The organism is Bacteroides gallinaceum, assembly GCF_030373775.1.
GTDB lineage: Bacteria > Bacteroidota > Bacteroidia > Bacteroidales > Bacteroidaceae > Phocaeicola > Phocaeicola excrementipullorum.
Genome location: NZ_JAUDEN010000003.1, coordinates 43,695 through 68,678 on the forward strand (window position 1 = coordinate 43,695; position 24,984 = coordinate 68,678).

The 24,984-nt window shown below is 47.9% G+C and carries 15 protein-coding genes and 1 pseudogene; 12 read left to right on the forward strand and 4 right to left on the reverse strand.

All coding sequences use genetic code 11. The features are described 5' to 3' along the window. From QUW60_RS02570 to QUW60_RS02585, 4 genes are all read left to right on the forward strand, one after another. Entirely contained in the window at positions 1 to 969 is a 969-nt protein-coding gene (locus tag QUW60_RS02570) for a glycoside hydrolase family 130 protein (protein WP_289558333.1), read from the forward strand. A 15-nt stretch (positions 970 to 984) separates the two neighbouring features. Then, entirely contained in the window at positions 985 to 3,225 is a 2,241-nt protein-coding gene (locus tag QUW60_RS02575) for a GH92 family glycosyl hydrolase (protein WP_289558334.1), read from the forward strand. A 262-nt stretch (positions 3,226 to 3,487) separates the two neighbouring features. After that, positions 3,488 to 7,555: a hybrid sensor histidine kinase/response regulator transcription factor gene (locus QUW60_RS02580; RefSeq protein WP_434736832.1), complete on the forward strand. Its 4,068-nt coding sequence runs from the start codon at positions 3,488 to 3,490 to the stop codon at positions 7,553 to 7,555. A 197-nt stretch (positions 7,556 to 7,752) separates the two neighbouring features. Further along, positions 7,753 to 8,787 carry a glycoside hydrolase family 43 protein gene (locus QUW60_RS02585; protein ID WP_289558336.1) on the forward strand — a complete coding sequence of 345 codons (1,035 nt, stop codon included), beginning with the start codon at positions 7,753 to 7,755 and terminating at the stop codon, positions 8,785 to 8,787. 413 nt (positions 8,788 to 9,200) lie between these two features. Here QUW60_RS02585 and QUW60_RS02590 read toward each other — a convergent pair whose 3' ends face one another. Further along, the gene (locus QUW60_RS02590; protein WP_289558337.1) at positions 9,201 to 11,687 is read right to left on the reverse strand and encodes a family 43 glycosylhydrolase; all 2,487 of its coding nucleotides are present in this window, start codon (positions 11,685 to 11,687) and stop codon (positions 9,201 to 9,203) included. A 96-nt stretch (positions 11,688 to 11,783) separates the two neighbouring features. Next, entirely contained in the window at positions 11,784 to 12,341 is a 558-nt protein-coding gene (locus tag QUW60_RS02595) for a DUF3332 domain-containing protein (RefSeq protein WP_258337862.1), read from the reverse strand. Positions 12,342 to 12,522: 181 nt separating this feature from the next. Here QUW60_RS02595 and QUW60_RS02600 point away from each other — a divergent pair, with 181 nt between their 5' ends. After that, positions 12,523 to 14,100: an MFS transporter gene (locus tag QUW60_RS02600; RefSeq protein ID WP_258337861.1), complete on the forward strand. Its 1,578-nt coding sequence runs from the start codon at positions 12,523 to 12,525 to the stop codon at positions 14,098 to 14,100. Positions 14,101 to 14,240: 140 nt separating this feature from the next. Here QUW60_RS02600 and QUW60_RS02605 read toward each other — a convergent pair whose 3' ends face one another. Then, positions 14,241 to 15,125: an NAD kinase gene (locus QUW60_RS02605; protein WP_258337860.1), complete on the reverse strand. Its 885-nt coding sequence runs from the start codon at positions 15,123 to 15,125 to the stop codon at positions 14,241 to 14,243. A 170-nt stretch (positions 15,126 to 15,295) separates the two neighbouring features. Here QUW60_RS02605 and QUW60_RS02610 point away from each other — a divergent pair, with 170 nt between their 5' ends. The 6 genes from QUW60_RS02610 to recG are packed head-to-tail and all read left to right on the forward strand — an operon-like array spanning position 15,296 to position 20,595. Continuing rightward, the gene (locus tag QUW60_RS02610) at positions 15,296 to 16,012 is read left to right on the forward strand and encodes a MotA/TolQ/ExbB proton channel family protein (RefSeq protein ID WP_258337867.1); all 717 of its coding nucleotides are present in this window, start codon (positions 15,296 to 15,298) and stop codon (positions 16,010 to 16,012) included. A 10-nt stretch (positions 16,013 to 16,022) separates the two neighbouring features. Further along, a complete protein-coding gene (locus QUW60_RS02615) occupies positions 16,023 to 16,442 on the forward strand; it encodes an ExbD/TolR family protein (RefSeq protein ID WP_289558338.1) in 420 nt (139 codons plus the stop codon). A 5-nt stretch (positions 16,443 to 16,447) separates the two neighbouring features. After that, positions 16,448 to 17,248 (forward strand): energy transducer TonB family protein, encoded by an 801-nt coding sequence (locus QUW60_RS02620; protein WP_258337858.1) that lies wholly within the window; start codon positions 16,448 to 16,450, stop codon positions 17,246 to 17,248. Between the two features lie 28 nt (positions 17,249 to 17,276). Next, positions 17,277 to 17,825 carry a DJ-1 family glyoxalase III gene (locus QUW60_RS02625; RefSeq protein WP_289558339.1) on the forward strand — a complete coding sequence of 183 codons (549 nt, stop codon included), beginning with the start codon at positions 17,277 to 17,279 and terminating at the stop codon, positions 17,823 to 17,825. Continuing rightward, positions 17,825 to 18,496, forward strand: a complete 672-nt coding sequence (locus tag QUW60_RS02630) for a 2-C-methyl-D-erythritol 4-phosphate cytidylyltransferase (RefSeq protein WP_289558340.1) — start codon at positions 17,825 to 17,827, stop codon at positions 18,494 to 18,496. Before QUW60_RS02625 ends, QUW60_RS02630 begins: the two co-directional genes overlap by 1 nt. Then, positions 18,496 to 20,595 carry an ATP-dependent DNA helicase RecG gene (recG, locus tag QUW60_RS02635; protein ID WP_289558341.1) on the forward strand — a complete coding sequence of 700 codons (2,100 nt, stop codon included), beginning with the start codon at positions 18,496 to 18,498 and terminating at the stop codon, positions 20,593 to 20,595. The genes QUW60_RS02630 and recG overlap by 1 nt, the downstream gene beginning before the upstream one ends. Before the next feature lie 125 nt (positions 20,596 to 20,720). Here the strand turns inward: recG and QUW60_RS02640 are convergent. Then, a pseudogene (locus QUW60_RS02640) lies at positions 20,721 to 22,358 on the reverse strand (beta-N-acetylhexosaminidase); the annotation flags it as partial. Between the two features lie 410 nt (positions 22,359 to 22,768). Between QUW60_RS02640 and hepC the strand changes: the two are divergent. Then, positions 22,769 to 24,958 carry a heparin-sulfate lyase HepC gene (gene hepC, locus QUW60_RS02645; protein WP_289558342.1) on the forward strand — a complete coding sequence of 730 codons (2,190 nt, stop codon included), beginning with the start codon at positions 22,769 to 22,771 and terminating at the stop codon, positions 24,956 to 24,958. The last annotated feature ends 26 nt before the right edge of the window (positions 24,959 to 24,984 follow it).

Consider the following 24,984-nt stretch of genomic DNA (forward strand, 5'->3'; position numbering starts at 1 on the left):
ATGGAAAAAATGAACATGCCTTGGGAAGAACGTCCGGCAGGATGTGCGGATGTAATGTGGCGTTATTCGGAGAATCCGATTATCGGAAGATATGACATACCTTCGTCAAACAGTATTTTCAACAGTGCAGTGGTGCCTTTCGGCAACGGCTTTGCCGGAGTGTTCAGATGTGATAACAAGGCAGTGCAGATGAATATCTTTGCCGGGTTCAGCAATGACGGCATTCACTGGAAAATCGAGCACGATCCGATCAGTTTCAAGCCTGGAAATACGGAAATGATTGAGTCGGACTACAAATACGATCCTCGCGTGACATGGATCGAAGACAGATACTGGATTACATGGTGCAACGGCTATAACGGCCCGACCATCGGATTGGGATATACGTTCGACTTCAAGGAATTCTATCAGTGTGAAAATGCTTTTCTTCCGTTTAACCGGAACGGAGTGCTGTTCCCTCAAAAGATAAACGGGAAATATGCGATGTTAAGTCGTCCGAGCGATAACGGACATACTCCTTTCGGAGATATTTATATCAGTTACAGCCCTGACATGAAATATTGGGGAGAACACCGTTGTGTAATGAAAGTGACTCCTTTCGAGGAGAGTGCATGGCAGTGTACGAAAATAGGTGCCGGTTCTGTGCCCTTTCTGACCGAAGCAGGCTGGCTGCTGTTTTATCACGGAGTGATTACGACCTGCAACGGCTTCCGTTATGCCATGGGAGCTGCTATTCTGGATAAGGAAAATCCCGAGAAAGTATTGTGGCGTACACGCGAGTATTTGCTGGGGCCGGCTGCACCTTATGAACTGCAAGGGGATGTGCCGAACGTTGTCTTTCCATGTGCAGCCCTTCAAGACGGGAAACGGGTGGCTGTATATTATGGGGCCGCTGACACGGTTGTCGGACTGGCATTCGGGTATGTTGACGAAATCATTGATTTCGTGAAATCGCATTCAATTATCTGATAATAATCTTGCAGCATGAAGAAACATGTATTGCTGGCCTTTCTGGCTGTTTGGTTCGTGGGAGAGCGGCTGGCCGCACAGGAGCCGGCTGACTACGTTGATCCGTTTATAGGAACAACGAACTTCGGAACATGCAATCCGGGTGCAGTCTGTCCCAATGGAATGATGTCTGTCGTTCCGTTTAATGTAATGGGGTCTGATGACAACAGATATGACAAGGATGCCCGCTGGTGGTCGACTCCTTATGAGTATACCAACAGTTATTTTACCGGTTTCTCACATGTAAACCTGAGTGGGGTGGGATGCCCTGAACTGGGTTCCCTTCTCTTGATGCCGACAACTGGGGAGCTGGATGTCGATTACCATCATTATGGAAGCAAATATGAGAAAGAGAGTGCATCTCCGGGGTATTATACCATTTCATTGACCAAATATGATATTCTTGCAGAGGCTACTGCTACACCGCGCTCGGGACTTGTCAGGTTTACTTTTCCTGAGGGCAAGAGCAACATACTGTTGAACCTTGGCGAAGGCCTGACGAATGAAAGCGGCGCTTATATGAGGAAAGTCAGTGAAACCGAGGTGGAGGGAATGAAGGTGCTTGGTACGTTCTGCTATAATCCGCAGGCTGTTTTTCCTATTTATTTTGTAATGAAAGTGAATAAAGTTCCGCAAGCTTCGGGTTATTGGAAGAAACAGCGCCCGATGGTTGGGGTAGAAGCCGAATGGGATAAGGATCAGGGGAAATACAAACTTTACACGAAATATGCAAAAGATATTGCCGGAGATGATATCGGTGCATGGTTTGCTTTTGATACGGAGAAGGGGGAACAGATAGAGGTCGCGATGGGAGTGTCGTTCGTAAGTATAGCAAATGCGCGTGAAAATCTGGAAAAAGAGCAGCATGGCCGTCATTTCGAAACAGTCCGCGAGGAGGCGAGGAAACGTTGGAATGATGATTTGGGACGTATCCTGGTGGAAGGAGGGACAGAAGAACAGAAAACGGTTTTTTATACGGGACTGTACCATGCGCTCATCCATCCGAATCTTTTGCAAGACGTGAACGGACAATATCCTCAAATGGAAGGGGACAAGATTCTGACCTCAAAAGGAAACCGGTATACCGTGTTTTCGCTTTGGGATACGTATCGCAACCTGCATCAGTTGATGACCTTGGTTTATCCTGAACGTCAGTTGGATATGGTGAGAAGCATGGTTGATATGTATCGTGAACACGGATGGTTGCCCAAATGGGAGCTGTATGGGCGTGAAACACTGACAATGGAAGGTGACCCGAGCATTCCTGTCATTGTGGACACCTGGATGAAGGGACTGCGTGATTTTGATGTTGATCTGGCGTATGAGGCAATGTATAAGTCGGCTACGTCACCGGGAAAAGAGAATCTGTTGCGTCCCGACAACGATGATTACATGAATTTGGGGTATGTGCCTCTTCGTGAGCAGTTCGACAATTCTGTTTCTCATGCGCTGGAGTATTATATAGCTGATTATGCATTGGCTGCATTTGCCGAAGCTTTGGGCAAGAAAGAAGATGCCAAGATGTTTCGTGAGCGTTCGTTGGGATACAGGCATTATTATTCGGAAGAATACGGAACATTCCGTCCCATTTTGCCTGATGGCAGTTTTTATTCTCCATTTGATCCCAGCCAGGGTGCCAATTTTGAACCGGTTCCGGGCTTTCACGAAGGAAGTGCATGGAATTATACGTTTTATGTGCCTCATGATGTGAAAGGGCTTGCCAGGCTGATGGGAGGAAAAAAGAACTTTGTCAGAAAGTTGCAGATGGTTTTTGATAAAGGGCTTTATGATCCGGCCAACGAACCGGATATCGCATATCCTTATTTGTTCAGTTATTTTAAGGGAGAAGAGTGGCGCACGCAGAAACTGGTGAAAGAACTTCTGGCCAAGCATTTCACGACAAAGCCTGACGGACTTCCAGGAAATGAAGATACGGGTACAATGTCGGGATGGGCTGTATTCAGCATGATGGGCTTTTATCCGGACTGTCCGGGTGTACCGGAATACACGCTGACTTTGCCTGCTTTTGATAGAGTGACGATAAAGCTGAATCCCCGTTATTACGGAAAAGAGAAGCTGGTTATCGAAGTAGCCAATCCGAAAGCAAAAGGAGATTATATTAAAGCTATCCGCTTGGGAGGCAAGAAATGCGGATATCGTATCTCGCATCGTGATTTGATAAGTGCCGGGCATCTCAGTTTCGAGAAAAAGCCTTAACATCCGGCAAACAGCTGCATTGGGAATTGCGGCAGCCTGCTTTTGATCGTCGGGGATATACAAAGCCTCTGTCTGATTGTCTGGGAACGAATTGACGCTCACAGCCAGTCAGATAGGGGCTTGCTTTATTCTTTGCATCAATCTTTGGATTTTTGTTCTTGTTTTTATCATTGAATGAATTTTTTATCGTACTTTTATCGTCGTTTCCCTATGTGTGTAAAAGTGAGGAAACCTATTAGGCTGTCTAACAATATAGTTTTAAATGATCGCAATGAAGTTTCGTATAGTTTTTCTTATATGCCTGTGGGGATGGATGGTTGGGAACAGTTCTGCCGCAGATCTTTCGTCTGTGGGTTTTACCCATGTTTCAATCAATGAAGGACTATCTCAAAGCACCATTTTCTCCATTGTTCAGGATTTGAAGGGAAATATGTGGTTCGCCACTTACGACGGACTTAACAAGTATGACGGATACGACTTTACGGTCTACCGTCATTCTTCTGATAATCCGGAGTATAGCTTGGCGAATGATATTGTGCGTGTTCTGGAGGTGGATGATGACGGTAAGATTTGGGTTGGAACGCAGAAAGGTTTGTCGTGCTATGATGAAGAACAGGACTGTTTCCGGAATTTCAGTCTTAAGCCGGATGTGCCGATGGTTGTGTCTGGTATAGTCGAATTGCCGGAGAAGAAACTTCTGGTCAATGCAGACTACCATGTGCAGCTTTTTGACCGTGCTTCTTGCAAGTTTCTGGAAAATGCTCTTCCAGAGTCATTAAGGAATTTGAAGGTTGCTTCTGTCAAGCTTATTGGCGACAAGGTTTATATAGGTACATACAGTCAGGGCATTTATGTTTATCATTTCAGGACCGGTATGGTCGAACGTTTTCCGCATTTTTATGCGGAAGTGCAGGTGCAGGACATGCTTCAGTCAAATGACTCGCAGCTTTGGATTGCGACGGAAGGTGAAGGCTTGTATGCCGTCGATCTGAAAACCGGAGAATTACGCCATTATTTGCATGAGGCAGGAAGTAAAAATGGCTTGAGCTCAAATTATGTCCGTTCGTTGTCTTTCGATTCGGAGGGCCGTTTGTGGGTCGGTACTTTCAATGACTTGAACATTTATGTTGACAAGACAGATTCGTTTGTTTCGTATACCAGCAGTTCGGTAGATCCCAGAAGCCTAAGCCAACGTTCGGTGAGGTGTATATTCAAGGATTCGCAGGGGGGCATGTGGCTGGGAACTTATTTTGGAGGGCTTAACTACTATCATCCGCTGAAGAACCGTTTTTATAATATCCGTCATGTTCCTTATCGGAATTCGTTGAGTGACAATGTCGTGAGTTGTATTGTGGAAGATGAGGACAGCAACCTGTGGATCGGAACCAATGATGGGGGAGTGAATTACTACAGCACAAAGACGGGCCAGTTTGTTTATTATCCGTTGAATACCGGGAAAACATTGTTGTCTAATATGGAGTCGAACAATGTGAAGGCCATTTATATCGACGAGAGACGTAATCGCGTGTATATAGGAATGCATGCCGGGGGACTGAAGATTCTGGACCGTGTTACCGGGCGGATTGACTATTTTAATATTTCTCCCAATGTTCCCGGCGACATTTATTCGCTTCTTTTTTATGAGGATGGCCAACTGCTGGCCGGAACGCTCGAAGGGCTTTACCTGTTTGATATGGAGCGCAGGACATTTGCGCTTGTGTCTTCGGATTCAAAAGGCAATTCAATTCCCCGGATGTCGGCTTTTGTCCTGTTTAAGGATTCATCCGGAAGATTGTGGATTGGCGGAACCGACGGGCTGCGGATATTCGGGACTGAGCATGAAGGAGTGAAGGGACTTTATAGCATGCCGTTGCCTTCGCCAGAGTTCTCGGCTGTTTCTGAAGTGCAATGTGTCTTTGAAAGTGCGAAGAAGGAAATATGGATTGCTACACGTTTGGGGCTGTACCGGTGGAATGACGAAAAGGAGGAGCTTGAACATTATACAACGGATGACGGACTTCCGAACAATGTGGTTTATGGTATAGAAGAAGATTCATATGGCTGCATTTGGATAAGCACCAATAAAGGCTTGAGCTGCTTCAATCCCAATACGGGGCGTTTCCGTAACTTTACGGCCAATGACGGGTTGCAGAGCAATCAGTTCAACACATATTCGCATTGCCGGACGAAAAACGGCGTGCTTTACTTTGGCGGGATAAATGGCATTACAGCGTTTCGCCCCGAACTGCTGCTCGATAATCCTTACGCTCCTTCTCCTGTCATTACCGGGCTGCGTGTGTCAAACCGGAAGATTATGCCTGGAGATGATACGGGCATTCTTTCCAAAAATATCTGCGATACTAAAAGTATTGTGCTCGATCATTCGCAGCGGATGTTCACGCTGGACTATGTGGTTTCAAACTACATTTCCGGACAGCATAACACGTTTGCCTATTGTCTGGAAGGTTATGACGGTGAATGGTTCTATAGTCAGGATGTGCGAAGTGTCACGTATACGAACCTCCCTTCCGGGAAATACCGTTTTCTTGTGAAAGCTGCAAACAGTGACGGAAAATGGTGTCAGAATCCGGTTGCCTTGGATATAACCATTCTTCCGGTCTGGTATTGTACGTGGTGGGCATGTCTTATGTTCGTTCTTGCCGGTATGCTTCTGCTCTATTGGCTGTTCAAGCATTGGGAGGACCGTAAAAACATGCAGATGAAACTTGAAATGGAACGCCAGGAGAAACAGCATCAGGAGGAGATCAGCCAGATGAAGTTCCGTTTCTTCATTAATATATCTCATGAGCTGCGGACGCCGTTGACATTGATTGTTGCTCCGGTGAAAGAGATGCTGACGAGAACGACGGACAAGTGGTTCCGTTCGCAACTGCAATATGTGGAGAAGAACGCAAACCGTCTGCTGTTTCTTGTCAACCAGCTTATGGACTATCGCCGGGCGGAATTAGGTGTCTTCAAATTGCAGGTGGGAAAGGTGAATGTTTACCGCCAGGTAAAAGAGAACTATCTGTATTACGAGAAACTGGCCAGAAGCCGCGGGCTGAATTACACGTTGCAGTCTGATTTGGAAGGCCGGGAGCTGCTTGTCGATTCCCAGTATCTGGATCTGATTGAAAACAACTTGTTGTCCAATGCTTTCAAATATACGCAGGAAGGAAGCATTGCGGTTCGTCTGACTTTGTCGGGAGCAGATATGCTGCTGGAAGTGAGTGATACAGGCGTGGGGATTCCTGAAGGAGTGCAGGGGCGTGTATTTGAACGCTTCTTCCAGCTTGAGAATACCCATATGGGAAGCGGTATAGGGCTTTCGTTGGTTCACCGCCTGGTGGAACTGCATCACGGGCATATTGAACTGACGAGCAAGGAAGGCAAAGGAAGTGTCTTTTCGGTTTATTTGCCCCAAAGTCCGGAAGCCTATTCGCCGGAGGAAATGAAGAAGGACGGAGAAGGTGAAACGGCAAAGCAGGTTTATTCCGTTAATTCAAAAGCGATGTTTTTTGCCGACACGGAAAGGGAAGCGGATAAGGCGGAAGAACCGGGAGAAACGAAAAAATACGGAAAGGTTCTGGTTGTGGAAGACAATGAGGACATCAGAAGATACTTGCGCGAAGGCCTTTCTGAACAATTTACGGTTGTTGAGGCTGGAAACGGGGAGGAGGCTCTGCAAAAGCTGAAGGAAGGTGATCTGGATCTGGTCATTACTGACGTTATGATGCCGGTGATGGACGGTATCAAGCTTTGCCGGCACATCAAGCAGGACTTGTCTACCAGCCACATTCCTGTGATTATGCTTTCGGCCAAAAATGACGTAAGCGACAAGATGGAAGGTTTCCAGATAGGGGCGGACGATTATATTTCCAAGCCCTTCTCGTTGTCGCTGCTGGTTTCTAAGGTTCAGAATATGATGCGTACACGCATCCGCATGAAAGAATATTACAAGAAGACCACTGAAATCCAGCCGGAAAAAATCACGTTCAATGCGATGGACGAGGAATTGTTGACCAGAGCAATGAATGTAGTGAAAGAAAACATGGATAACTCGGGCTTTTCTGCTGAAGATTTTGCGAAAGCGATGAACATGAGTCGCTCGAACCTTCATTTGAAGCTGAAAGGAATTACCGGAGAGTCGGCCGTTGAGTTTATTCGCAAGATTCGTATGAATGAGGCGGTTCGTTTGCTGAAAGACGGGCGATATTCCATTGCTGAGATCAGTACGATGGTAGGCTATAATACGCCTTCTTATTTTGCCCAGTCGTTTAAGAAGTATTTCGGTTACATGCCGAGCGAGTATTTCAAGCGGAACAAATGACATGAATGGAATATAATAAGTAAGTGTGCGAAATGAATGATATTGTCAGAAATACAGATTTTTACACAGATGAGCGCAGATTAAAAGCAGATAATCGGTACAATAACCTGCGAAATTCGCGTTAATCTGCGTTTCTGGACAGGCAGATTTTGTATAAACTAATTCTCAACATCTACTTATCAAATTTTATTAGCATTATGAAAGTGAAATTTATTACAAGCGTATTGTTCGCATGCGCCCTGGCCTTTCCGCAGGTAGGCAGGGCACAACACACCGAGTTTTGTCCCGGAGAAGTGTGGAGCGACACGGAAGGCAATCCGATCAATGCTCATGGTGGAGGTATTCTTTATTATGAGGGCACTTATTATTGGTATGGGGAATACAAGAAGGGAAAGACTGTCCTTCCGGAGTGGGCGACGTGGGAGTGTTACCGTACGGATGTGACGGGAGTAAGCTGTTATTCTTCGAAGGATCTGTTGAACTGGAAGTTCGAGGGCATTGTGCTTCCTGCCGTAAAAGACGATCCGAACCATGATTTGCATCCTTCAAAGGTGCTGGAGCGTCCGAAAGTGATTTATAACAAGAAGACCAAGAAGTTTGTGATGTGGGCGCATGTGGAAAGTGCCGATTACAGCAAGGCGTGTGCCGGAGTCGCAGTGTCCGATTCTCCGACCGGCAGGTTTGAATACCTGGGAAGTTTCCGTCCCAACAATGCCATGAGTCGTGACCAGACGGTGTTTGTGGATGATGACGGAAGGGCGTATCAGTTCTATTCTTCAGAAAACAATGCAACGATGTATATCAGTTTGCTGACAGATGATTATCTGAAACCTTCGGGACGCTTCACACGGAACTTTATCAACAAGTCGCGCGAGGCTCCGGCTGTGTTCAAGCATGAAGGAAAGTATTATATGCTTTCTTCCGGCTGTACAGGATGGGATCCCAATGCGGCAGAACTGGCTGTCGCTGATTCGATTATGGGGGAATGGAAAGTAATCGGGAACCCTTGTACCGGAAAGGATGCCGACAAGACTTTCTATGCACAGAGCACTTATGTGCAGCCGGTTGTCGGGAAAAAGAATGCCTACATCGCCATGTTCGACAGGTGGAACAAGACGGATCTGGAAAATTCGCGTTATGTATGGCTGCCTGTTGTGATCAGCGGAGAAAAAATTACGATTCCCTGGCATGAGAAATGGGGAATGGAGGTATTTGATGCCAAATTGAAATAGGCTTTTACTATAAGTAAATGTGCAAAATTAAATGAAACTGTTAGAAACACAGATTTTCGCAGATTAAAAGCAGATAATCAGCGCAATCATCTGTGAAAATCCGCGTTGATCTGCGTTTCTGAACAGACAATTTTGTATAAGCTAATTCTCAACATCTACTTAGAAACTGTTTTGAATTTCTCCAAAAAGTTTTTCTTGGCTTGATGTATTCGTTTTCGTGTGTGCTTTGGGCTATTTTTTGGTCTTTTCCGCTTCTGTTCTTCGTCAGATAGCCCGCTATCTTCCTCATCACACAAACGGAAATGCCTCAAAAACTCATCCCAAATCAGCACACGATAAATTCAAAACAGTTTCTTAAAAGCAAGGTGCATAACGCTTTATGAGAGGCCTTATGCACCTTATTTTCTGTCAGTTTATTCCGTTTTTTTCAGAAACCGTGTCCGGTCATAGTTCCGTTGGTTTTCTTTCCAATAATTCACCAGCCTGTCCGCTTCCTCTTTGGTCAGATGGATGACGGCGCCGTGCTTCGGGGATGTAAAGTTCGTGGTTTTCATCACACCTTCATTGAAGTGTCCCAAATTCTTGAAGTTTATGAAGTCGCTTGTTTCAGCGAATCCGAAATTGTGCGGATGGATGCTGAAGATATCGTACATAAGCACCCACTTGTCTTCTCCGATGCGTTTCCATACGTTGGGGGCTTCACAGGCCTTCGGTTCGAAATCATACCAGCGGGGATCGTATTCATAGCCTCCGTCCATCCGGCTGGAAACGGCTTGTTTGATGCCTCCGTTTCCGTCGTGCGCTACATAGAACAGGTGATATTTGCCGCCTGCTTTGGTGATGTCACCGTCAATGGCAGAGATGTTGTCCATCGGGTATTCAAACAGTATTTGGGGCATGCTTTCGATGCGGTTGAAGTCATCGTTGACATATACGTAGTAGAGGCGGTTCTGCTCATTCTTGAAGCGCATGGTGTAGTAAATCATCAGCCTCCCTTTTTCATCATCGTAGGCAACTTCCGGAGCCCATACGCATCCGATTTCTCCCAGTCCTGCCGAAAGCTGGTCGAAGCGTATGTTCGCTCTGCCCCAGTTGATCAGGTCCCACGACTTCATCAGGACAAGCCCTCTGTTGTTTCCCCATCCGTATGCTTCGCCGGGCTGTTCCCACTCCGTGTCACGGTATCCGTCCCGTCGGGCGAACACGTGCAGGTCGGTCATGGCAAGGTAGAAGGCACCGTCCGGTCCGCGGAAGATATGCGGGTCGCGGATGCCGTGCTGGCTGGCGATGGTGTCCCCGGCAAGCACGGGTTGTCCTTCGTTCACTGCGGTGAAAGTATATCCGTCGCGGCTTACGGCCATATAGAGTCCGTGCGTTTCGTCCCGATGGAACACCATCAGATAAGCCCTCATATCCTTTTCCTGCGGAATGGCATTGCGGTAGAGGAAGTTTCTGAAGGATGCTTTGCCTTTTCCGCCCGAGTAAAGTGCCGGACGGAGCGCATGGAAGCCCTTGTATACATTGTGGTTCAATGACGATACATCCAGATTTTCAGCAAGTACAGTCTGAATCGTAGTCCATCCCTTGCCGTCTTTGCTTGCGGATATTGTCAGCCTGTTCCCCTGGTTCAGGATTTTGGCGATGAATGTTTTTCCGAATATGTTGGGCTTTGTCAGAGGCTCTTTTTCGCCCCGATAGACGGTGAAGGTCTTTCCGTCTGAAACGATTCCGGCGTACGCCTTTTCGTTATAGTAGAGTAGGAGCCCTCCTTGGTTTCCTTTGCCGGTTGTGATTTCCACCTGTGTTTTGTAGCACTTGTCGGTGGCGGTGGCAAGCAGCAGGCGTCCGTCCGAAGGAGATTCCCCTTTCCCGCTTACCTCCAGCGTATTGTCCTTTATGCTCAGAGCGTTCGGGGCATATTCCTTCCAGAATGTCCATTGCAGGCCGAGCTGGGGGGTGCTGAAATCATCCGAGAGTTCCATGACCGCCTGTCCTTCCGGAAGGTCGGACGGAGCGGTTCGGGCCGTGCGGAACCATCCGTCAGATGTCCATTCAACCGGTTCGATGAGGGTGGAGCGTCCCAGCGTGTGGTAGCCGTTCGCGTAGGCGTGGTATACGATCCACCAGTTTCCGTCTGCATCATCCACCAGTGTGCCGTGCCCTTTCGACCACCACCTTTCTTTACTGCTGTAGGTATGCACTATCGGGTTGTAGGGCGAGTTCTCCCACGGACCGAAGATGCTTTTCGAGCGGGCGGCCACGCACATGTGGCTGGTTGCGGGTCCGGCAGTTCCGCCTTCAGCCGATACCATGTAATAATATCCGTCCTTCTTGACCAGCTTGGGAGATTCCAGGTACATGTCATTTCCTTCTGTAACCCAGTTCTTTGGATATTTCCATCCGTCATACACTTTCCGGCTTTCTCCGGCCACTTTCAGTCCGTCATCCGTCAGCGGAGTCACCCAGCCGTTGTTGGTGAACAGGTAGCGGTTCCCGTCCTCGCCCACCACATGTCCCGGGTCGATGCCTTTGATGTCGAGTCGGACAGGCTTGCTCCACGGGCCACGTATGTCATCGGCCCAGACCACCCAGTTCACTCCGTCTGAAGGATAATAAATGTAGTATTTGCCGTTGCACTTCACCAAATCAGGAGCCATCGCCGAACCTTCGTACTCGGGCACGGCCCGGCAGACAGGTTTCCAGTTTGCCAGGTTCTGCGAATGCCAGATGAGGAACCCCGGCGCGTAATAGAACGGAGAGTGCGTCATGTAATAGTCCTTTCCGTCGCGCAGAATGGTGGGGTCGGGATAGTCGCCCGGAAAGATAGCCTTGGGATAGGTCTGCGCCCAGAGTCCCATCCACATGAATAGCGGGAAGATGAGTGCCAGAAGTTTTCGCATAAATGTTTACGGTTTAAGCTCAAAAAAAGGCTTTCAAAGAAAGGTTGAACCTCGTTTGAAAGCCTTTATGATGGAGTGTCTTTTTAGAAAAGTTTTTTATCTTGCTGCAAGAAACAATGATTGTCCGCTGGCCGCACGTGCAGTGGCGAGTCCCTGCAAGTCGGGAGATACAGTCATTGGAGTGCCGTCCGCCTGTTTGAACGTGATGGTTCCGTCTTCGTTCATCGTAATCAGTTCATAGCTTTCGCCCTCAGAGGTGACGGCGTTCCATGTGCGGTTTTCTGCATTGTAAACCAGGTCCAGCGGCTTGTCTTCTTCGCCTTTCTTCGTTATGGTATACCCGTCTTCGTTGGTGCGTACCATGTATTCGCCGTTTTCGCCCTTCACGGTCTTTACCTTTCCGACATCAGCCAGCGGGTTTGAGCCCGACCAGAACTCCACGGAGTTCAGAACGATGACATCCGCTATATATGCCACTTCATACACCGGGATGAGGTGGAAGGCCAGAAAAACAACTTCGTTCACAAACTTATTTCCGATACTTTGGTTCCAATCTTTCAGGTTGTTCCAGAGCCCGAAGGAGCCGATGCAGGATGTGCAGAGCAGGCTTCCGCTTAATACGGCGCACAGAACTGTCATTCTTGTTTTTTTCATACGCATTCAAATTTTAATTGAGTTATAAGTCCGTTTTATATCTCGTTTTTTATGTATTGACAACAAAGTTAGAACTTAATTTGGAAATTGAAAGAAAAAAGCCGGAAAAATCATTATCTTTGTGCGTTTTTTTAGGATAAATATCAAATTAAAACATAAAATTAAAACATAAAATTAAAAGATGAAAGAACATATCCAGAAAAAGTTGAGCGATTCGAAGACGGCGCGCTGGTCGGCCATGCTGATCGTTTCGTTTACAATGATGTGCGGTTACTTCTTGACCGATGTGATGTCCCCTTTGGAAAATTTGTTGACAACTCAGGGAAAGGTAGTGTACTTTACGGACGATACGTCGATGTCTGCTGACAGTCTGATAACCAAGGTGAAGCTTTTTTCAGCGGCAAGCGCCCTGTCAGAACCTGAACTGGCGGTGGAAAAGCTGGAGGAAGGGATGAACCTCAAGTATATGGATTCGGTTGACGGCATACAGACGGAGATGGAGAAGACGGTCAGTGCCGTGGCGAAAGGAGAAGGATGGTCGAGTACGGAATATGGATTCTTTTCCGGTGCCTATGGCATGATAAACGTGTTTCTGCTGATGCTTTTCTTCGGCGGACTGATTCTGGACAAGATGGGAATCCGCTTTACCGGTACATTGTCGTGCGGCTTGATGCTGGCGGGAGCGCTCATCAAATGGTATGCGTTGTCTACGGATTTCGGAGGCTCGATGCTTTTTGGAATGAACATGCAGGTGGCGCTTGCCTCTGTCGGTTTTGCGGTGTTCGGCATGGGAGCTGAAATTACCGGAATTACCGTATCGAAAGTGATCGTGAAATGGTTCACGGGCAAGGAACTGGCCTTGGCAATGGGGCTTCAAGTGGCTATGGCGCGTATCGGAACAGCGATAGCGCTGGGGGTAAGCCTGCCTGTCGCACGGATGATGGGGGCTGTTTCTTATCCGGTGCTGTTCGGAGCCATTGCCCTGTGTGTAGGTTTTGTTTCTTATATGGTATATTGCGTGATGGATCGCAAGGAGGATGCTTCGGAAGTTGCTGTGCGTCAGGAAGCGGGAGAAAAGGAAGAGGAAGGCTTCAGAATGGCCGACCTGAAGCAGATATTCGGCAGCAGGGGCTTCTGGCTGATCACGCTGCTGTGCCTGATGTTTTACGCCGGCGTGTTCCCGTTCCTCAAGTTCGCAACCAAGCTGATGATCTTCAAGTATGGCGTTCCCGAATCGTTTGCCGGACTGATTCCGGCTTTGCTTCCGTTCGGAACCATTTTGCTGACCCCCCTGTTCGGGTCGTTGTACGACCGTATCGGCAAAGGGGCTACGTTGATGCTTATCGGTTCGGTCATGCTTACCGTGGTGCATATTTTGTTTACCCTTCCAGTGCTCGACTACTGGTGGTTTGCCGTGATTGTGATGGTTGTGCTTGGAATCGCTTTTTCTCTCGTGCCGAGTGCCATGTGGCCTTCTGTTCCTAAAATCATTCCCTTGAAGCAGTTGGGTTCTGCCTATGCCATCATTTTTTACATCCAGAATATCGGTCTGATGGCTGTGCCTTGGCTGATCGGATGGGTGATCGACCGCTTTGCGACCTTGCGCGACGCTTCCGGAACCATTACGGGGTATGACTATACGGTTCCGATGGCTATCTTCTCTCTTTTCGGGCTGTGCGCAATCGTGATAGCCTTGATGCTCCGTTCGGAAGACGCGAAGAAACATTACGGGCTTGAGGAGGCCAATATAAAGAAATAAGGATATTTTTACCTCTTCACTCCAGTGAGGAGTTCGTATCACTGGAGTGAAGAGATTGCATCACTGGAGTGAGGAGATCGTATCACTGCAGTGAAGAGATAAAGATGACGGGAAGTTTTTCGGAGCTTCCCGTTGTTTTTTTATTGTCTGTTGTCGGCTCCCCACATCATCTTTTCCCTTAACGTGTTGAAAAAGGAGTGGTTGCACCGTTTCACGATGCGTATGAAGTATTCGGCGCGCCGGATGGTCAGTCGGGTTCCTTCCCTGCAGGTTTCGCTTCTTCCGTCGACGGAAACCCAGAAGTTATGGCTCCGGCTTTCTACGTCAAGGGTTATTTCCCAGTCGTCGCGCAGCACGATCGGACGGACGTTGAGGCTGTGCGGAGCTACGGCGGTCAGACTGATGGTGCCGCTTTGCGGAACCATGACCGGTCCTCCCACGCTGAGCGAATAGGCCGTAGATCCTGTAGGTGTGGCAATGATCAGTCCGTCGGCCTGATACACGTTGAGCGGCTCGTTGTTTATGTAGGCCCGGATGGTAATCATCGACGAACTGTCCTGTTTCAGCACGGCTATTTCGTTCAGTCCGTAGGGGTAGCCTTTCAGCACCTGGCCGTTGCTGGTGAGCTTGAGTACCCGTCTGGGTTCGGCGAGATACTTTCCGCGGTAGATTTCTTCAAAGGTTTCTTCCATCTGGTCGGGCGATATGGCGGCCAGGAATCCCAGCCGTCCGGTATTGATTCCGAGGATGGGTATTCCCTTGTTTCCTACCCGGCTGGCCGTTTTCAGAAAAGTTCCATCTCCGCCTACGCTCAAGGCCATGTCGGCATGGAAGTCGTTCCCGTCAAACACTTCCAGTCCGCCGAGGTCTGCCCGTGTGTGGTGCTTCAGGAAATAGTAGAATTCGCTGCTGATGCAGATTTGCGCTTCTTTCCGGCGCAGGATGTCCAGCAGGTTGGCTATATGTGCAGATTTGTGTTCTTGGTAAGTGTTCCCGAAAAGGGCGAACTTCATGTTTGGTTGCATATATTTTGTTGCTTTTATCAATCTTTTTAGGGGTGTTATGGCAAGTTTCTCGTAAAACCTGCTAACTTTGCATATCGTAGACGCAAAGATAGCAATTTTCGTGCAAAACGGATTTGCGTCTGCTGTATTTTGAACCATAAAAAGAGTGACGAACAAAATTGTCTTAAGGGATTATGATGCTTACTGTACTTGCGGCAGCCCAGGCTGCCGTTGAAACTGTAGCCGGTGAAAATCCGGTACTCACGCCTGTTACTGCCGGCGAACCTCAGATGAATCTTTGGGATATGGCCTGCAAGGGAGGCTGGATTATGATTGTGCTTGCCGTGATGTCGGTCATAGCGTTCTATATTTTCTTTGAGCGTGCGGTGACAATACGCAAGGCGGCAAAGGATGATCCGCTGTTCATGGACCGCATACGTGACTATGTGAAGTCGGACGACATGACATCGGCTCTCAACTATTGCCGGATGACCAATACGCCTTCCGCGCGTATGATAGAAAAGGGACTCAAACGCATGGGACGCCCTGTTTCAGACATCCAGGCGGCCATTGAGAACACCGGAAACATCGAGGTGGCGAAACTGGAGGACAAGCTTTCGATCATGGCAACCATTTCCAGCGGAGCGCCGATGCTGGGGTTTCTGGGAACAGTAACCGGTATGGTGCGTGCCTTCTGGAATATGGCGAATGCGGGAAACAACATTGACATCACGCTGTTGTCGAGCGGCATTTACGAGGCCATGATCACTACCGTGGGCGGTCTGATTGTGGGCATTGCGGTGATGTTTGCCTATAATCATCTGGTCTACCGCATAGATAAGGTGGTGAATCAGATGGAGGCAAAGACCATGGCTTTCATGGATCTGCTGAACGAACCAAACTCTTAAATTCTGAAGTATGTCATTGAAAAGAAGACAAAAAATATCGCCAGTGTTCAATATGTCGTCCATGACGGACCTCATTTTCCTGCTGCTGATATTTTTCATGATTACTTCGACAATGGTTTCGCCGAATGCCATCAAGGTGCTTCTGCCTCAAGGCTCTGAACAGACGTCGGCCAAACCGATGGCGAGGGTAATCATCGACAAGAACCTCAACTATTACGGAGCGTTCGGCAACGAAGATGAAATGCCGCTCGGGGTAGACGAACTGACTGCTTTTCTGCAGGAATGCGCGCAAAAGGAGCCGGAAATGTATGTGGCTCTTTATGCCGACGAGTCGATACCGTATAGGGAAATAGTGCATGTGCTGAATATTGCAAACGAAAATCACTTTAAGATGGTGCTGGCCACAAGGCGGCCGGACAAGAGTAAATGACCGGAATGAAACGAAGCAAGGTAACGGGAGTCGTATGTACGGCGGCGCTTCATTTGGCTGTGCTGGCGCTGCTTTTCCTTCTGAAGTTTTCTGTTCCGCAGGAGCAGGAAGAAGGTGGTGTGCCTGTTATGCTCGGCGATGCGGAATCGGGAACGGGGGAGGAAGAGGCTTATTCGCTGACTGAAGTGGATGTGATGCCTGCCCCGGAAGAGGCAAGTGAAGCGGAAGTGGACGACCGTCCGATGATTTCGCAGGAGGACGACTCGCCCATGAAGGTTGAAAAGGAAACCGAAAAGAAAAAAGAGGAAGCGAAAGAGCCTGAAACTGAGGCTGTGAAGAAGCCGAAGGAGAAGACTGAAGCCGAAAAGCGTGCCGAGGCGGAACGTGCCATGGCGCAGGCCGCTGCAAACAAGATAGCCGGGGCTTTCGGCAAAGGCTCGAAGATGGGGGCTGCGGGCGACGGACACGGGACGCACCGTCAGGGAAGTGCGGCAGGAAACAGCAGCGAAGGGAAGCCTTCGGGAACCGGCGGAATCGGAGTGTATGACCTTCAGGGGCGTTCGCTGGGTACAGGCGCATTGCCGGTGCCTGTCTATAATGTTCAGGATGAAGGCCGCGTGGTGGTGACTATCGTTGTTAATCCCGAAGGGGCGGTTATTCGCACAAGCATCAACAAGCGTACCAATACGGTGAATCCGGCTTTGCGCCGGGCTGCGCTGGAGGCTGCCCAAAAAGCACGCTTTAATGCGGTTGACGGAGTGGACAACCAAAGCGGAACAATAACGTATTATTTCAAGCTGAAGTAGAATTGTAGAATCTTATAAACATATGAATATGAAAGCAGTTTGTATTTTTTTGGCAGAAGGATTCGAAGAATCTGAGGCATTGTTGCCGTTAGACATCATGCGTCGTGGCGGACTGAGTGTGAAGACGGTTTCCGTTACGGGAAACAGGACGGTTGCAGGTGCGCATGCTGTTCCTGTAGTTGCGGATATGTTGTTTGAAGACCTGAAAGAGGATGACGTGGAGATGGTTGTATTGCCGGGCGGACTGCCGGGAGCTGCCAATCTGGACGCTCATGCAGGACTGGGCAAACTGATCATGGATTTTGCTTCAGCAAACAAGCCGTTGGCTGCTATTTGTGCGGCTCCGATGGTATATGGAAAACGCGGACTGCTGAAAGGCAAGAAGGCTACTTGCTATCCCGGCTTCGACAAATACCTGGAAGGGGCTGAATATACAGGCAACATGGTAGAAGCATGTGATAATTTCATCCTTGGCAAAGGCCCGGCTGCAGCTGCTGAGTTTGGCTTCGCTTTGCTGGCAAAGCTTGCGGGAGAGTCAAAGGCGCAAGAAGTTAAATCGGGAATGCTGTTTGCCTGATGAAAAAATACCTGATAGTTGTTGCAGGTGGCAAAGGTGTACGCATGGGGGGCAGTGTGCCCAAGCAGTTTCTTTCTGTGAAGGGCAAGCCGGTTCTTATGCGTACGCTTGAAGCGTTTTATTCCTGTAACAAGGGGATGGAACTGATTGTGGTGCTTCCGGAAGAACAGCAGTCCTGCTGGAAGCATTTGTGTGCGGAACATGGCTTTCATGTTCCGCATAAGGTTGCTTCAGGGGGAGAAACGCGCTTCCATTCGGTGAAAAACGGGTTGGAACTGATTCCTGGCGAAGAAGGTCTGGTGGGTGTACACGATGGTGTGCGTCCGTTTGTATCGGCCGAGGTGATAGCGGAGTGTTATCGTCAGGCTGAAAGCAGGGAGGCCGTTGTTCCGGTCATAGATGTGGTGGAAACAGTGCGCCGTCTGTTGCCGGACGGAGGAAGCGAAACGGTTCCTCGCAGCGATTACAGGCTTGTGCAGACTCCCCAGGTTTTTGCAGTGAAACTTTTGAAGCAGGCATACGCTCAGGATTATGTTCCCCAATTCACAGACGATGCTTCTGTGGTCGAAGCATTGGGGCATCCGGTGTATCTGGTTCCGGGCAACCGGGAGAACATCAAGCTGACCACTCCTTTTGATCTGAAAATGGCGGAGGCACTCATAAAAGACTGATGATTGATCTATCTACACGCGACATAAAGTTCTTGCAGGGGGTAGGACCTCAGCGTGCGGCTGTTCTGAACAAAGAACTGGGTATATGTTCTTTCAAGAATCTGCTGTATTATTTCCCGTATAAGTATGTAGACAGAAGCCGTCTGTATCTGATTCGGGAGATTGACGGAAATATGCCTTATATCCAGTTGCGTGGACGTATCTTGAGCTTTGAAACGTTTGGAGAAGGACGCCAGCGGAGGCTGGTGGGGCATTTTACCGACGGCACGGGCGTGATAGATCTGGTGTGGTTTCAGGGGTTGAAATACATTGAAGGGAAGTATAAGGCTAACGAAGAGTACATCGTGTTCGGCAAGCCTACTGTCTTTAGTGGACGCATCAATGTGGCGCATCCGGACATTGATCCTGCGGCAGACCTGAAGCTGAGCGAGATGGGGCTTGAACCGTATTATAATACAACGGAGAAGATGAAGCGTCACAGCCTGAACTCACATGCCGTCCAGAAACTGATGAAGAATCTTTTTGCCCTGCTGAAAGAAGACGCATTTGATGAAACGCTCAGTCCGTCGCTGGTGGCCGCCTATCATTTGATGCCGCTGACTGATGCGTTGCATAATATTCATTTCCCGCGTAATCCGGAATTTCTTCGCAAGGCGCGTTATCGTCTGAAGTTCGAAGAACTCTTTTACGTACAGTTGAATATCCTGCGGTATACGAAAGAGCGGAGAAACAAGTTCCGCGGTCTGGTGTTTGGCCGGGTGGGAGAGATTTTCAATACATTCTATTCAAAGAACCTGCCTTTTGAACTGACTGGTGCGCAGAAGCGGGTGATAAAGGAAATGAGGCAAGACATGCGCAGCGGCCGTCAGATGAACCGCCTGTTGCAGGGGGATGTGGGGAGCGGAAAGACGCTTGTTGCCTTGATGACCATGCTGATAGCCTTGGACAACGGTTATCAGGCCTGTATGATGGCTCCTACGGAAATTCTTGCAACTCAGCATTATGAAACCATCACGCGTTTCCTTGCCGGAATGGATGTGCGGGTGGAACTGCTTACAGGCAGCATTAAAGGGAAAAGGCGGGAAACGGTTCTGCGCGACCTGCTGACAGGTGACGTGCATATCCTGATAGGCACCCATGCGGTGATAGAGGATACGGTGGGGTTCTCTTCGCTTGGTCTTGTCGTGATAGACGAGCAGCATCGCTTCGGCGTTGCTCAGCGCGCCAAACTGTGGGCTAAGAATGTTTCGCCTCCCCATGTGCTGGTGATGACGGCCACCCCTATTCCCCGCACGCTGGCAATGACGCTTTATGGCGACCTTGATGTATCTGTTATCGATGAACTGCCCCCCGGAAGAAAGCCGATACAGACTGTTCACCAGTTCGACAACCGTCGTGCCAGTATGTATGCTTTCATGCGGAAGCAAATACAGGAGGGGAGGCAGGTTTATGTAGTGTATCCCTTGATTCAGGAAAGCGAAAAGATGGATATCAAGAACTTGGAGGACGGCTATCTGCATATTTGCGAGGCATTTCCGGAGTATAAAGTGAGCAAGGTGCATGGCAAGATGAAGCCGGTGGAAAAAGATGAAGAGATGCAGCGTTTTCTGCGGAATGAAACGCAGATCATGGTGGCTACAACGGTGATAGAAGTCGGAGTGAATGTTCCGAATGCATCTGTAATGGTGATTGAGAATGCCGAACGGTTCGGGCTGTCCCAGCTTCACCAGTTGCGCGGGCGTGTGGGACGGGGTGCGGATCAGTCTTACTGCATTCTGGTGACCGGCTATAAGCTTACGGAAGACACGCGGAAGCGCATTGAAATCATGGTGCAGACAAACGATGGCTTTGAGATTGCGGAGGCTGATCTGAAATTGCGCGGGCCCGGCGATCTGGAAGGGACGCAACAGAGCGGCGTGGCTTTTGACTTGAAGGTCGCTGATATAGCCAAGGATGGCCAGCTTCTGCAATATGTGCGTGATATAGCCGAAAGACTGCTTGACTCTGATCCCAACGGAGAACGTCCGGAAAATGCCATTGTATGGAGGCAGCTAAGAGAGCTGCGCAAGAAAAATGTAAACTGGTCTGTGATTTCCTGAGATTTCTTTGAGAGGTGTGCCGAAATGAAAATCAGCCTTTCATTCGGCACACCTCTTTCTGTTGGGAAATATGTTTATTCCATTTCTTCAGCCTGCGGCTGTTGGGGGAAGTCCGGATCGCTCAGAACGTGTTTGGCAAAATTATATCCTTCTGCCTTGTACACTCGCATCAGCGCTTCCAGCCGGTTCAGGAAATCACGGTAGTTCTTATGGGATGAACAAGTCCACTGGTTTTCTGACAAGGCAGCCCAGCGTGGAAGAACCATGTATTGTACATGGTCGAACGTCGCGATATATTCCGTCCACAGGTTGGCCTGTACACCGATGATGTGCTTGCTTTCTTCAACGGAGAGTGACTCCGGTATCGGACTGTATTCATATACTTTCTTGACCGGGATATAGCCGCCTATTCCCAGCGGTTCATTTTCCTTGTCTTTACTTTGCATATAATCAAAATAGAGATAAGTGTTGGGTGTCATGATCACATCGTGTCCGCTTTGAGCAGCCTGGATGCCGCCTTTTTCTCCTCTCCACGACATGATGGTTGCTCCGGGTATTGCGTTTCCTTCCAGCATTTCGTCCCAGCCGATTATTTTTCTTCCGTGTTTTTCAAGGAAAGAAGCCACGTGCTGCATTACGAATGTCTGAAGATACTGTTCCTTTGTATGGGTTTTGTCGCTTCTGATGCCTTCTGCCTTGATCCGTGCCTGACATTTGGGGCATTTTTCCCAGCGCACTTTCGGACATTCGTCGCCGCCGATATGGATGTATTGTGCCGGGAATACCTGCATGATTTCGGTGAATACGTCGTCGAGGAACTGAAGCACCTTGTCATTGCCGGCGCATAGAACTTCTTCGGATATTCCCCATTTAGTCCATACTTTATACGGGCCTCCTGTGCAGCCAAGCTCCGGATAAGCAGTCAGGGCAGCCTGCATGTGTCCGGGAAGATCGACTTCTGGAATGATTGTGATGTAACGCTCTGCTGCATACGCCACGATTTCTTTGGCTTCTTCCTGTGTGTAGAATCCTCCATAGGGCTTTCCGTCGAAGCGCTCCGGCCTTTCGCTCGCATGTCCGATCAGCGTTTCTTCACGTTGCGAACCCACTTCCGTCAGTTTGGGATATTTTTTTATTTCGATTCTCCATCCTTGGTCATCAGTGATGTGCCAGTGCAGGCGGTTCATGTTGTGGAGAGCCATCATGTCAATATATTCTTTTACTTCTTCGATTGTAAAGAAATGGCGAGCTACATCGAAGTGTGCTCCTCTGTATCCGAAGCGTGGACTGTCTTCTATTGTTGCGGATGGAAATTCCACGTTGCTTTTCTTTTCGCTTGCCGGAAGCGTTTTGCGCAATGTCTGTATTCCGTAGAATGTTCCGGCTTCCGAGGCTCCTTGAATGATTATCTGGTCAGGAGTTACTTTCAGTGAGTATGCTTCCGGATTATCAGATTCAAGGCCGATTTGCAGCAGTATGACGTTGTTGTCTTTCGCTTCAGTTGTGGTCTGAAGATTCAAATGCACCATTTTGCTGATGTATTCAGACAGGAACTGTGCGTTTCGTCCCATTTTTTCGTTGCCTTCCGGATAAACGATTTTCGTCCGGCTGTTTAGAACAAACGATTCACCCTTGTTTGCCGTTGTGTCTATTTGCTGCGGACAAGGTACAATCCGGTAGTCGGCGGTTGCCGCAGGCTGTTGGCATGAAGTGCCCCATAGTGAAAGGACGAAGATGCCGCCCAATAAAAAGCTTTTTTTCATGGTTGTGTGTTTTTAAAGTTAAATGTTGAGTCTTTCTGCAAATATAATGGATGTTTGTCATTGTGCCTAATGCTGAGGGGATAATAATGTGGATTTTTCTCGTCGGGATGGAGTGGTCAGTGGCAGGCAAATCCGTTTCTGCCGTTTTGTCTGTGAGGCCTTGAACTTTTTCCGGCGTTGTTTTTTTATATTGTCTTAGAAATGAAATAGGAGGTATAATTGGTGCGTTTTTTTGTATAAAAGATGATATTTTTCATTTTGCTTCAACAAAAGTGACAGCCTTTAAAACAAAATTGATATTGTGAATACATATTTGTCTAAAACAAATACAAACCGATGGAGATGAAGGTTTTATTAAATCTAAATTTGTATCATAAGAATTAAATGATTTATTAACCAATAAAACTATTATGAAAAAACAGTTTTTGTATCTGTTCGGGTTTTTGGCTTTGACGGCTTGCACCGATGATGAGGATGTTTTTAGTGGTGGAGAAATTGCGGAGCCGGTAATCACTCCCGAGAACAAACCGAACGATGTGGTGACAGGAGATGTGTTTGCCAAACTCAATCTTGATTATCCAGGTCTGGAAAAAGTGAAACAGCACTATGAAGCAGATGAGCAGTATTATGCCGCTCTTGCTTTATTAGACTATTACCGCAACCGGAACATATCCAATCCGGAAGTAGACCTGATAACTCCTTCGATTTCTGCGACCGACCAGCGGATTGCTGACCAGGCTTTGGAGCATCGTTTTCGCAGTGCGTCTTTTGTGGAAGATGAAGGGACGGGAAATGTGGATAAGGATCATTTGGACGAAGATGATACTTATTATCTATTTGACGATGCGGATGGGAACATTAATTGGAACATGGAACCGGAAAATACGGGGCGTGAGTTTCGCTATCAGACCCACAGGCACCAATGGATGGAGCCTCAGGCCAAAGCTTATCGTATAAGCCGGAATGAGGAATACGTCCGTTCATGGATAGAGGTATATCAAGACTGGATGAATGCTTTTCCGTGTCCAAATGTGTCTTTTGAAAATCCTAAAATAGACGATATGGATCCCTCGGACACTTATCAGTGGAAAGGGCTTCAAACGGCGGAGCGTGTGCTGACGCAGACCAATATTTTACCTTACTTTATTTATTCGGATAATTTTACGCCTGAGTGGTTGACGACTTTCTTGAATATGTTTGCAGATCATGTCGAAATGATTCGTTTGAATTATTACATAGAAGGTAATATTCGTATTACACAGGCTCAGGCCGTGGCTACGGCTGGTGTACTGATGCCCGAATTCAAGAACTCCGAAGCGTGGGTCGATGAGGGATGTCAGATTCTGAATGAAGAGCTTGACAAGCAGTTCCTTGATGATGGTGTCCATGCTGAGTTGGACTTTTCTTACCATATTGCAGCTGTTTCAGATTTTCTTTCTGTGTATAATTTGGCGCAGGTGGCACAATCGAATGGAAAGTCAATACCATTGCGTGATGATTGTCTGACAAGACTGAAGGCATCCATGAATTTTGTCAAAGACATGACTTATTTGTCTGAAGAAACAAATAATTATGCGATTGATAACTTTAATGACACACGTTCGGCACGTTTCAGAACAGCTATATCCAGCCGTTTGAATGATTATTCCAAATTGTTCCCTGAAGATAGGGAACTTGAGTGGATGGCAACGAAAGGAAAAAGCGGTACGGTGCCGTCTTATCTGACAAAGGCGTATAAGACTAGCGGATATTATATTTTGCGTAGCGGATGGACGAAGAATGATTTGATGATGGTGCTGAAGAACAATTATGATCCGGAAGACCATTGGCATTGCCAGCCGGATAACGGCACTTTCGGAATTTATCGTAAGGGGCGGAGCTTCTTTCCGGATGCCGGGTGTTTTGCATACGATGAAGGCTATAATAACACCAAACGTGCGGAGTATCGTCGTACACTCATGCATAACACGATGACTCGTTTCGATGATAATATTGAGGCTGGACATCGGCTGGGAAAACTTTTGAAGTTGGAAACAACTTCTGATAACACGGATGTCCTTGTGACCGAAAATAACTCTTATGAAGGGATTACACACCGTCGCACAGTATTTTTTGTGCAGAAGAAATTCTTTGTGTTGGTAGATGAGGTCTATGGCACAAGCAAGGATAAAGTGAAACTTAATTTCCACATAAAAGGTGCCGATGGAACTAACGTAGTGTTTCAAGATTTGGCAGACGATTATCAGTCTGGGATGTATACAAAGTTTGATGACGGTAATAACATGCTTGTCAGAACATTCTTGCAGGAACCGCCGAAGAATGCCAGTGATTTCAGCGTGAAGAAATTGGAAACTAAGTATTCCAATGACCAAGGGCAGGAAAGTGGAGACCGTACAGGTTATCAGATTACAACAAGAAAGGTGCAGAATGGAACAACTCGTTTCGTTTCGGTTATTTATCCGATCGATGGACAATACAATGATGGAATGACGTTTGATGCGCAGTTTACGGATGTGCAGGAGTCAAACGGTAATCCTGTAGGTGCCTGTGTGAAAGTAACGGCGAATGGTGAAACTTACGACCTTTCATATACATTGTAATAACGAAATTCATTAACAAACATTTT